This is a genomic window from Prevotella sp. oral taxon 299 str. F0039 (assembly GCF_000163055.2).
Taxonomy (GTDB): Bacteria; Bacteroidota; Bacteroidia; order Bacteroidales; family Bacteroidaceae; genus Prevotella.
The window spans coordinates 1,388,784-1,400,694 of sequence record NC_022111.1 but is presented as its reverse complement, the minus strand read 5'-3'; the positions used below and the strand labels follow the sequence as shown (position 1 = coordinate 1,400,694).

General features: G+C 38.6%; 10 protein-coding genes. 1 reads left to right on the top strand and 9 read right to left on the bottom strand.

All coding sequences use genetic code 11. The features are described 5' to 3' along the window. The first annotated feature begins 19 nt into the window (after window positions 1-19). Window positions 20-1,006 carry a hypothetical protein gene (locus tag HMPREF0669_RS08460; protein WP_020967360.1) on the top strand — a complete coding sequence of 329 codons (987 nt, stop codon included), beginning with the start codon at window positions 20-22 and terminating at the stop codon, window positions 1,004-1,006. Between the two features lie 400 nt (window positions 1,007-1,406). Here HMPREF0669_RS08460 and HMPREF0669_RS08455 read toward each other — a convergent pair whose 3' ends face one another. From HMPREF0669_RS08455 to HMPREF0669_RS08415, 9 genes are all read right to left on the bottom strand, one after another. Next, window positions 1,407-2,261 (bottom strand): PfkB family carbohydrate kinase, encoded by an 855-nt coding sequence (locus HMPREF0669_RS08455; protein WP_009227882.1) that lies wholly within the window; start codon window positions 2,259-2,261, stop codon window positions 1,407-1,409. A 19-nt stretch (window positions 2,262-2,280) separates the two neighbouring features. Next, window positions 2,281-3,060, bottom strand: a complete 780-nt coding sequence (locus HMPREF0669_RS08450) for a porin family protein (RefSeq protein WP_009227883.1) — start codon at window positions 3,058-3,060, stop codon at window positions 2,281-2,283. A 17-nt stretch (window positions 3,061-3,077) separates the two neighbouring features. Beyond that, window positions 3,078-4,205, bottom strand: coding sequence for a PCMD domain-containing protein (locus HMPREF0669_RS08445; RefSeq protein WP_020967358.1), 1,128 nt, complete (start codon window positions 4,203-4,205; stop codon window positions 3,078-3,080). Window positions 4,206-4,678: 473 nt separating this feature from the next. Then, window positions 4,679-5,497 carry a phosphorylcholine transferase LicD gene (locus HMPREF0669_RS08440; RefSeq protein WP_009227885.1) on the bottom strand — a complete coding sequence of 273 codons (819 nt, stop codon included), beginning with the start codon at window positions 5,495-5,497 and terminating at the stop codon, window positions 4,679-4,681. Window positions 5,498-5,499: 2 nt separating this feature from the next. After that, window positions 5,500-6,228, bottom strand: coding sequence for an NTP transferase domain-containing protein (locus HMPREF0669_RS08435; RefSeq protein WP_009227886.1), 729 nt, complete (start codon window positions 6,226-6,228; stop codon window positions 5,500-5,502). Further along, window positions 6,225-7,277, bottom strand: a complete 1,053-nt coding sequence (locus HMPREF0669_RS08430) for a histidinol-phosphate transaminase (RefSeq protein WP_020967357.1) — start codon at window positions 7,275-7,277, stop codon at window positions 6,225-6,227. The genes HMPREF0669_RS08435 and HMPREF0669_RS08430 overlap by 4 nt, the downstream gene beginning before the upstream one ends. 839 nt (window positions 7,278-8,116) lie before the next feature. Further along, entirely contained in the window at window positions 8,117-9,268 is a 1,152-nt protein-coding gene (locus HMPREF0669_RS08425; RefSeq protein WP_232236460.1) for a cyclically-permuted mutarotase family protein, read from the bottom strand. A 147-nt stretch (window positions 9,269-9,415) separates the two neighbouring features. Next, entirely contained in the window at window positions 9,416-10,651 is a 1,236-nt protein-coding gene (locus tag HMPREF0669_RS08420) for an MFS transporter (protein ID WP_009227890.1), read from the bottom strand. Window positions 10,652-10,682: 31 nt separating this feature from the next. Then, window positions 10,683-11,873, bottom strand: coding sequence for an AGE family epimerase/isomerase (locus HMPREF0669_RS08415; protein WP_009227891.1), 1,191 nt, complete (start codon window positions 11,871-11,873; stop codon window positions 10,683-10,685). Between the last annotated feature and the right edge of the window lie 38 nt (window positions 11,874-11,911).

Below are 11,911 nucleotides of genomic sequence, written 5' to 3'. Positions count from 1 at the left end.
ACCTTTAAAAGAAAATAAGATGAAAGTACGATTATTTTATCTATCAATAATAGGATTGTTGCTAGCAGGTGTTTTTTCTGCCTGCAACAACAAGTCAGACATCACTCCCGAAGAACCAACAGCTACTCCAGTAGAGATTCAATTAGAAAACGATACCTTATCTGTTCCTGTTGGCGAAACTTCTACCACTAAAATCTTAAAAGGTGGAGGAAATTATAAGGTAATCAATGAATCTCCCGACATTGCTGTGGCAAGCCTCGAAAACAATGCCATCACAATTAAGAGTCTTCAAAAAGGAATCACTGCTTGCATTATTTCTGATGACGCAGGAAACTATAAACGTGTCACCATCAAATCTATGTACATGTCGATTCTGCTTGACAAGGAGGAGATAAGTATATCTAAAATACTTGGTCATGACGCAGGAGATCAGAAAGTGGTTGTAAAGAAAGGAAATGGAGACTACCAAGTTAAAAGCGAGAATACAGACGTAGCACAGTTCCTTCGCGTACAAGGAGATACAGCTATTTATATTCGTGGTGTACACTCTGGCGAAACGATGGTTAACATCACTGATGCTGCTGGACTTGTTGCAAAGGTAAAAGTAACTGTAGCTGAAACCGACGTTCCTTATACCGATAACGAAAAAGCTGAAATCATGAACAGCAACGTCAAGCGCATTGCTTGGAATGAAGGAAAAGTTATAAACTGGTCTGGTTACAACTATCTTCAAGCTATTAACACAAAAGAGGGAAACAAAAACAAAATTGGTTTTGAGTATCAAGACTATCAATATCTTCGTCTCTTCTTTGATGGCGACGAATCCGTTGGTGTGTATGACAATGCCAAAATTGAAGCTCGACTTCAATTTTATGGCCCTATCACTACATTTGATAATGTAAAAGTAGAAATCATCAAGAACGATGGAACAAATGTCTGGGGTATTATGTCTGTAATAAAGAATAAATATCTATACCGTGGCTACTTCTGTATGCCTAAACAATAGATGTCCTAATAAGGAAATAATACTCTATTAAATAAAACGGGAATGTGTTTAGATAAACACCTTCCCGTTTCATTTTCTTGTGCATAATTACTTCTTTCTGTTCCAATCACACTAGCGGTTGTGCACTAAAAAAGTGTGGAAATCCATATTTTTCTTATCTTTGTATAAGTACAAAAAATAATAACAATAAAATGGAACTTACACATTCACAAATATTGGAAATCATTTCTGATTACACAAACAGTAGTGAGGGTCTATCACTTTTCTTCTTTAATTCTAAGATATTTAATGGTATTCCCTTCAAAAGCATTAACATTATGTGCCAAAAGCACTGAGTTTGCAAAGCAATTTTCGTGATATCATTTTTCGATTGCTCCTCCAACGCCTTTGTTCTACTTTCTTATAGTTCAAAAGAAGTTAGCGGACCGCTTCCCTCTATCTTACGAGTACACATCCGAGCAGCAAGTTCTCCGCTCTCTTGAACACCCTTTCCTGTTGCTCTTCCATATAAATATCCAGCCATATAAGTATCTCCACAGCCCGTTACATCAATCAACTGAGCAGGTTTATAAGCAGGTATATCATAGAAAGTACCGTTGGTATAAATCAAAGAGCCATAACTCCCAAGTGTTATAATAACTTCTTTCACACCCATTTTGGCAAGCAATTGTGCTGCTTTTCGTGGATCTTTATAGTTGGTTAGCACTTCCATCTCGTTCTCATTCACCTTCAAGAAGTGAGTAATCTCAAGTAGTTCTTGCTTGCTACACCAGTTCGTTGCAAGTACATTTCCATCTTCTACACGACGTAAAAAGCCTTGTGCATCGATAGACAACAAGCCTTTTTGAGCCAAAAACTGAAGAACTTCGGGCGAGAAGTCGTCATTTAAGAGCGAACCAATATGATAAATATCGGCATTTGAATTGATAACATCTTCAATTTCGAAAGCATCTGCCTTAGCTAACACACGTTGTGTGCGGTGATTAGGATCGTTTCCATATCTATTTTCAAAATAAACGGTGTGTTCACTATCAAAGTTTTGCACATCAATTCCTAGTTCCTTAAGCTCTAGAACTGCAGCTTTTGCATTGTCGCCAACCTTTGTAATCAATTCAAATTGAACACATTTAGGTAGCGTATTTATTGCATGTGCAAAATAAAACGCCGTTCCTCCAAACAGAGAAAACTCATCTTTAGGAGTAATAATCTTGTCTTTTGTAATATGCCCTACGCAACATAGACTATCCTTTTTCATGCTAATATGGCGTCATCCTTTAGAAACGATATCCAAATCCGATATTAAGATAAAGGGGGTAAAGTGGAAATGTAATCGTTTGAAAGCTACTTTTGAATATTCCATTGATGTTATATGTAAGATCTGCATTAACAGTAAAGTGTTTAAATGCACGCCAACTACCACCTAATTGCATACCCCATTGGAATCGACGCAACTCATTCGAGAAGTTATAACTTGCTATTGCGTCACCTTCAAATAAGACTTTCTCTCCTGTTGGATTACCTTCTCTAAGATAACCATTGCTCACTGTGCCTGCAAACTCGCCATCTAAGCGATAAGCTACATACAAACCAGCACGCACTTTCCATTGATCATTAAAGCGATAGTTTGCCATTACGGGTAGAGTTAACAATGTACTATTATATTGTGTCTTTACATTTCCTGTGTAATAGCCTGCAACTCGTTGTGAACCTTGAATAATTTCGGTGCTATAACTCTTTACTCCTGCCTCGGTAATCATACCTTTTTCTTCGACTTTTAAGCCTGTAGACAAGCCCCAAGGACTGCTATTGCCATCGAACCAATAAGTAACTACGCCTTCAATTGTTCCATTAAACTTAGGACTATAACTCTTTATCTTCCGTATTTCTGCTGGCATTGGCATTGGAGTTGCGCCTCCTATGTTGACACCTGCACGCACTTCATATTCCCATCCGTTCTTTTCTGAGTTCACTAAGCTTGTTGTTCTGTCGCTTTGAGCATAACCTACAGAGTGCGAAAGAATAGCGACAAGAGCTAGAAATAATATCTTTTTCATTTTAATTATTCGTCGTTTTAGTATTTAACATCAATGTGTAGCTCGTCAACCCATAAGGTACTGCCCACTGCTCCATTAAAGTTTGCACCATCTTCGCTCGAAGAAAGCACAATTGCAAGATTATATTTACCTGCCTGAAGCTTTTCTATATCGATGCTTTTGCCTTCTAAGAAGGTGAAAGGAACTTCAAAACGAGTCCATTCGTTAGTTTCTTTTTTATCCTCAAGTTTAGCGATCTTCACGATATTCTCACTGGTTAACGAGTTGGTACCATCAAGATATGGTACCTCAGTTGTTACCTCATACAACACAGCATATATGGTAAAGATATCTTTCTTGTCTGCAATCACTTTCGAATTCTTATCAGTGAACGACGCACCTGCTTGATATTTGTAATATCCACTCAATGCAACTGGCTCTTGAAGATATGGTATTCCGAAGTGAGTTGAGCGCAATGCGTTAGAAATATCGAGTTGAAAATCACCCAAGAAAAGGTTTCCTGCTGCAATAGGAGCACCAAACATTCTGCCAAGGAGGCCTGTTGAGCGTGTAACTAACTGCGCACATTTGCCTTTAAAGCCATCGTTACTTTGGAAAGTTGGATAGTCTTCGGCTGGCGAATTGCCTGCTGCTATTAAATAACCAGGGTTTCCACTCGCCCAGTTGATCTGCTTTTTAGAAAGAGTTGTTTCTGAAAGGATGTGGAATTTATTTATTGGTTGAGCAGAAGGGTTCCATTCATCGGTATAAGTATAATAGTGCATATCATCTAAATGGAAATCGGTTATTCCATCAATACGCACAAAATGCACCTTATATACTTTTTTCCAATTGCCATCTTGCGATGTAACGGTGAACATACGAGCATTGGTATAATCCGTATTAGTGGTGTCTCCACTGGTTATAGTTGCTCCTTCTGTTAGATTAAAATGTATCTTTACTTTACTCAAATCAGTACTATCGGCAGTAAAAAGCTTCACTTCGCTGTTCGAAACGACAGGATTTCGCAAAAGAATGCCGTTATCTACGCTAACCGAAAGGATATCGGCTTCAGTATTTGCTGCCTCGTCTTTAATACAAGATGTTGTACCCAAAAGTACTAAACATATTAAAGTAAGGATCAAAAATAGTTGATTCTTTTTCATTTTTTTATAAGTGATAAAAATATAAAAGTTTTTGTTACGCCTAAAAGCAAATTATAAAAAAAAGACACCTAAATAAGAATGAAAGGGAAAAAATACCTTTTATAAAATTATAAAGAGGGTATTTTTTCTCCATTTCCATTTGTATGTAGGGTTTGCTAATACTTTGCAAAGATAGTGAAAATTATAATATTTAAGAAAAAAAATAATACTTTTTTCGCTCTTTCGAATGGATATAAAGCGCAACCTCAAACCCTATGCAAATAAAGGAATTAAAAGAACTTTGAAAAGGCATTGCTTTTAGGGCGCAAAAGCATTGAGTTTGCTGTGTAAAAGCTATGTTTTTTAATGCCCAAAGCATTGCTTTTGGAACACGATAAAAATGACTCTCTTGTTGAAAAGAGTTTCGAAAGAGTTAAAGCAAGAATGAGTGTAGAAATAAAGACGAACGAAATGGGGTAAGAAACACAAAATGCTTATTGCTTATTTTGATCCATTTCTCTATACGAATGTTCGAGATCGAGATAGTGAAAGTTATGTTGTCGACGTTTATCTTCGGGCGGTAATTGCATATAATTGCCATATTTCATTTTGAGATATGCATCGGGTTGAGCCACTCCAAGTACCTCTATGTCTTCGAACTTACAAGGGATTGGGGTGCCAAGTATCTCTTTTGGCATAACAAAGCGCAAACCATCATCATAGTCTGCCACAAGAGTTGAATTGTCGAAGTCGTACTTTGTAAGAATGTTTCGAATACTTTTTTGAATGCCTTTCAATGTAAACAACTTGCGACAAAGCAACGGAGCCCAACTACTTGGACCTTTTCCGTGTTTATAAGGGTCACGTTGAACAAGATAAAGCACTATGCGATAAAATTTATAACGTGCAAAATGCCAGCGTTTGCGCCAGTTATTGGGCACTCCATCTAAAGGAAAAACATCAATATAAGCCCCTCCAAGATAACGAAGATGCATGCGTTCGATGATGGTTGTACTGCCATCTTGAATCTTTGCAAATGCTATTGGATAGTTTTCGTCGTTCTCTGCACAAACCATCTCATAGGGATTGGGCAACCATTCTTTTGCATTAGCAATAAGAAGGTCGTAATCTTTGCGAGGCATAGCAATGTCGATATCATCGTCCCAAGGTATAAATCCACCGTGACGAACAGCTCCTAACTGTGTTCCTGCCCATATATAGTAGCGCAAGTTGTGCTCTTTGCACACCTTATCTATGGTTTGAAGGGTTTTAAGAATGCAGTTGTGAAGGGCTTTAATATCGTAGTTTGCCATGATTAATACAAGTGTTGTGGAATGATTTTCTGTGCGTTTTGAAAGTCTTCTACCGTATCTAACTCGGTAGAAAATATCGAAGTGGTGTCTACAACCTTAAAAGAATGACCTTGAGCAATGAGTCTTTCAAACGCCAACTCATAGAAAACGTTTTCAAGATGCTCTGTGTTCATCATCTTTTCTAACTCTTCATAAAGAGCTTGCGAATAGCTGTTGCTTATCTTTTCGATTCCAACCGACTCGCCTAATGCCATTTTTGGGCTACATTCTTTGGTGATTTGGGTTATTGTTCCCTCTGCATTTACCACCACTTTCATCTCTTCTTCGCCCAAAGGATGCTGATTAACGGCTAACGAAGAGCCTTCAACTGCCATCACAGCATTGAGCAGTTGCGGATCGAAAAGTATGTCGCTATCGAGCAAAAGAAATTCTTTTCCCTTTACATACTTCATTGCAAGCCAAAGAGAATAAATGTTATTGGTACTCTCGAACACTGCATTGTGTTCGAAAAGGATATCTTCTTGAGGATAACGACTGCTTAAAAATGCCTCAATTTGCTCGTGCAAATAGCCTGTAACCACAACAAACTGAGTAACTCCAACGCTTTTTAGGGCGTTAAATGTGCGCTCTAACAACGATTTTTGCCCTATTTTCAAAAGACATTTGGGTGTTGTGTCGGTTAAAGGGCGTAGGCGTTTCGCCATACCAGCAGCCAAAACAACAGCTATCATGGTTGTGCAATGCGTTTAATGGTGTCGCAAACAAAGCGGTTTTGCTCTGCTCTTCCTAGTGTTATGCGTAGATGTGAATTGATATCTGGCTCGCTCATAAACTTCACTTTGTAGTTACTTTCAGCAAAAGCCTGTTGCAATGACTCTTTCAACTCAATGGGATATTTAATCAATATGAAGTTGGCTACCGACTTATACACCTTAAATCCGGGTAAAATGCCTATCTCTTCGGTATACATTTGTCGTGCTTCTTCCATCACACGAGCCACTTCTCGATAGTGAGCATCAGACTTTAGAGCTGCTATTCCCAACTCTTCCGATAAGCGATCGTAGCCCAAATACATGTTGGCATACTTCAAAAAGGCATCCATTTCTCCCCCTTTACCCACAAAACCATAGCCTAAGCGCAAGCCAGGAAGTCCATAAAACTTCGACATGGTGCGACAAACGATGATGTTTGAATAGGTGTTTACAAGTCGTTTGATATAGTCTCCACTCTTAGAAACAAACGAAGCGTAAGCCTCATCCACCACAACTATGGTGCTAGAAGGCACAAACGAAAGAATTTGCTCTATCTCTTCGCCTGTCAATCCATTACCTGTAGGGTTGTTTGGAGATGCAACCAATAACAAACGGGGTTGTTTTTCCTCTACAAGAGCTTTGAGTTCGTCGAGATTATAACTGTAAGTATCTTCTTGTTCGTACATCGGATACAACTCAGTTTCGCCCTCTACCTCATCAGCAATCGACTTATAATACCACCAAGAGAACTTAGGTATGAGCATTTTTCGATTATTTCCCTTTGTAAGAAAATAGTGAACTGTTTTCTTTAGCAGATCTTCTGCGCCATATCCCACCATCACTTGGTGTTCTTCTATATCGTATAACTCTGATAAATACACAGAGAATATGCTTTTTTTGCCTTCATCATAAATGCGAGTGTAGAACGCAAACTTGTTAACATCAAAGTTTCTAAAAGCTTCTACCACTTCTTTTGATGGCTCGAAATTAAACTCGTTCCTATCAAGATAATTCAATTCATTTTGCATCTTTTCGTCGATTTTGCTACAAAGATAATGAAAATAGCAAAATTAAGCAACCCTTTTCATCTCGTATTACGAGGTCTTTTATTTTAAGAAGTATAAAAGATGGAAATTTTCCTATCTACATTTCTAAACAAACGGAGTTTGAAATGAAGTGAATTTAAGGAATAATGCCTCTATAAAAGATTCTATAACGTAAATAAATCATCGTATTTCGGCTATAAGAAGTATAAGGATACAACTAAATTGTGGAGCTTTCTAAAATCGAAACATCAACACACTGCGGTCTATTAGTTGAGCAGAAACAACAAAAGTTATTTGCTTTTCATTGGAAATAAAAAAAGGGGCTCCGCTGAGTCCCAACCTTTGTTAACCTTAAATCTAATACTATGAAAAACACGATGCAAAGGTAATTGATTTCAAAAAAAATGCAAGCTGTTTGCGATAACAATTTTATAAATACCTATTTTTATTGATTTTTATCAAAGAACATATAGCATTTTACGAATAAGGGCTTAATTTTAGTTTTTCGATTTGTCGTTTTTTATATTGAAAATCAACTCAAAATAGAACTATCTGTTATCTCATTGTATCTCAAAAAGATAAAGAAAGCAAAAATATTGCTTTCTTCTTCATATCTAAAAACAATGCTTTTGCAGTGTAAAATATATGTTATTACACAAAAATAGCAATGCTTTTACAAATCAAAAGCATTGCTATTTCAACGTAGTTTGTATGTTATTGATTTTCAAGACACTGCAAAACAAAATTAGTTTGCATGCAACGAATCCTTGAAAAGGAGTTGTTTAGCTTTCAAAACAACTGTTTCTTGACTTCAACATCGCTTATTCCCAAGTTATTTTACTCACTTGTGCCGAGCGAACTCCAGGTTTTAACTCGCCCCCAATATAATAAACTGCGGTCTTTGCACAAACCATTAGTGCACCTGCACGAGCCAAATGAGGCGACGAAAGATTGGTTTCTGTCCAGCTGTTGGTCTTCGCATTGAAAAGCATAAGGGTGCCATTGAAACGATACCACTCAACTGGTTGCTTCAAATAGTTTTGCTTTTCAACCATTTTATACGCTCCACTAATTGCATCAAAGAATATATCTTTGTTCACTCCACCTGTTAATAGCACTTCATTTGCATTGAGTTGAACTGCTGCTGCACCAACTGTTGTAACCGAGTTTGCCTCGTCTTTACCAATAAAACCAAGCTTTTGCCATTCTTTTTTAGCTAAATCGAACTGCAAACCTTCTGTATAAACAACTGCTTCTCCACCTTTTGAGCCATCATAAAAACCGCCCCAAAGTTGAAATTTATTATCTATTGCAGCGCAAACGGGTTGCACTCGTGGCGAAGAAGGAAGGGTTGTAATTTCTACCCAACCGCTATTTACATCTGAAAGGTTAAGACTTAGCACCTTTAAAGAGGGCGCACCATCTGCCAATCCACCTGCAACAACGATGTGATTGTTCACCATTGTGCCTGTCATATTATCGAGTGTGCAAGGCAACGAGGGCAGTTTGTTGAACTGAACACTCATCGTTTGACTATCGAAAACAATTTCATAAGCATCTTTAAGCGATCCTTCGAGGTTGTTGCCACCTACTATATATATGCCTTTTGATGATGGAATGCTCACGCCATAGCCTGCTTCTACGGGCAACTCGCCTACTTTTGTCCACGAAAGACAATCGCCTTGCGCCACATTTGCAGCATAAATGCCTTTATAATAGCGTTTCTTTCCACCCTCAAACACTGGTTTATCGGGAAAATTACAGCCTCCGGCCATAATCAAATAGTCGTTAACCACACCTCCAAAGGGTGCTGAAACGCCCTTATCTATACCATTTTCGGTGCTAGGAAAGCCCTTCATCACCTCTATTTTGAATGTATGTTTCATCTTAATTCTTTTGTGCTTGCGTGCCCATGCCGTTACTGCACAAAGGCATAAAGCAAGCGTTAGCGGTAAAAATAAATATCTCATCATTTCAATAAGCAAACGATTAACGTGCATACAACTCGCCATTAACAAGGTCGTTCAATAGCTCTGCATACTTTGTTGATACGGCATTAGCAAACATTTCGCCTTTCTTTGCCGTTGCTTATAATTCTTTCAATTGGAATAAAAATGGGTTTAGCTCTCTTGTTTAGGCTTTAAGAAAAGTAGTTGCAAAGCAATTGCCACTGCAACAACCACACTTAGAAGTGCAAAACCTAATCCAAGGTTGCCGTCATCAGTCCATTTTCCGAGAACATTGGTAACCATTGCACCTGCAAACACACCCGTCATGTTCATGATTCCATAAGCGGTTGCACGATATTTAGGCGACACAAACTGACAAAGAATGGGCATGTTGTTGGCATCGAAGATACCAAATCCAATTCCAAAGAGCATTCCTGCAGAAATAACTCCTATGGTGTTATGACCAAATCCCAAAAGGAATAGAGCGGGAATGGTGAGTCCTAAGCCTATTGCACTGATGTAAATACGACCTCTAATGTTGCGTTGTACCCAGCGATCTGATAATATTCCGCCTGCAACTACACCACAGAACGACGAAAGTGCAATGGTGATGGTTGACATTGGACCTGCTTCTGCCATCGGAAGACTGAGGTTTTCTGAGAAAAGTGTGGGCAACCAGTTCTTTATTGCCCATCCTGGTAGACTTGGAGCAGCGAAGTAAAACAAGATAATCCAAAAGGCAACGGTACTGAAAATGGCGCTAAAGCCTTTTAATATCGATTCTTTCTCTACCTTATTAGTTTCGACACTAGGTTTCACTACGTTGTGATTTGGGTTCTCTCTTAGGCACAATACCAATAAAAGAGCATAGGCAATACCTATCAAACCGAACCAATGAAAGGCGGTATGCCATGTGTATGAAGCTGCAACAGTTGCACCAAAACCTCCAATTGCCTGCCCTGTATAAAGACCAGTCATGTGTATTCCCACTGCAAGAGAGCGGGTTTTGTCGCTGTGCCAGTCTGCAATTAGCGACAAACCAGCAGGGATATACAAGGCTTCACTAACACCCATAAGAGCTCGAAGCCAATATATTTCGGTGAAAGTGTTGGCATATCCCATTCCATAAGTAACTGCCGACCACACGAAAAGACTAATAACTATCAACCACTTGCGATTCACTCGGTCGGCAATAGCACCTGCAAAAGGACTCATTAAACCATAAATCCAAAGGAAAACTGCCATTAAACGTCCGAAATTCTCAGCCGTTTGCAGTTCTGAAATGTCTAACTGCATCGACTCTTTCATGGTTGAAAGCATTTGTCTATCCATGTAATTCAGTAGCGCAACGCCCCATAATAGAGCCACAACTACCCATGGATAATATTTACTTGTTGTTTTATTCATATCTAAATATTGATGTTTAGGGATAGTGTTTTTATTTCATTATCTCGTTACAAAGCATAAAGCTCTTGATCATCATGCGTGGAATGTGGAACGGACCCTTAAAGATATTACCCTTTGCAGGCTGTGCAACGGTACCATCTCTGTGCAAATAGCCATACCATTCGCCATATTTTTTGTCTGGGAAGTGTGCATAAGTCCAGTCACTTATTTGCTTATGCATCTCTAAATACTTATCATCTCCTGTTGCTTCAAAGGCATATAGCGTTGCAATAATTGCTTCTGTTTGAGGCCACCAGAACTTCATATCTTGCGAATAGTCTTGAGGTGGGAGTCCTCTACAATCTCTAAAGTTGATAATTCCGCCATGTTCTTCATCCCAACCCCATTTCCATGACCAGTTAAGAATGGTCAAAGCAGTTTGTGTTAGCTTTGGTTCCCAATTGCGATGTTTTGCTTCTTCGAGCAAGAACCAAGCGGTTTCGATGCAGTGTCCTGGGTTAATTGTACGGCCAATGATGGTATCTATGAACTCACCATTAGGTCCAACGGTCTCTAATAGAGCTTCGAATTCAGGGTGAATGAAATATTTTTGTAGGGTTTCTAATGAGAGATCGATTTGCGCATCGAGCTCTTCTGCTTGAATTGCTTCACGAATTCGTGATGCAGTGTTTATGAGAATCATGGTGATTGAGTGTCCTTGCATCTCTACATCTTCACAATATTTAGGTGCAAGAATACCTGGAGTGTTCACAAAACGCAAGATGTCTTTAAACAAGTTCAATGCCTTTTGAGCATAAGTTTTGTCGCCCGATGCTATTGAATACTCTGACATTGCAATGGCAGCGAAGCACTCTGAGAACACATAACGACGCTTACGAAGTGGCTTTCCTTCTGCTGTCACCTCGAAATACATACGTCCATCGCTGTCAAAACAATGCTTTTCGATAAACTCTACACAGCTTTTTGATGCTGCAAGCCATTCTTCTTTTTGTGCAATATTGTTGTAAGCAAAGGCACAAATAAAACCAAAACGACCCTGAAACCACACTGATTTGGTGCTATCCATCAAGCTTCCGTCTCTGTTTACACATGTATAAACACCGCCATTAACGGTATCTAAGCCGTATTTTAACCAAAAAGGAAGAATGTTTTCTTCTAAATCTTGCTTATAAGAGTTAGCCCATTGAGCTAAATATGTTTTTTGTTCTGCCGATAAATTCATATTATTTATTGTTTAGGAGTAAAGAAAAAGGACTTGTG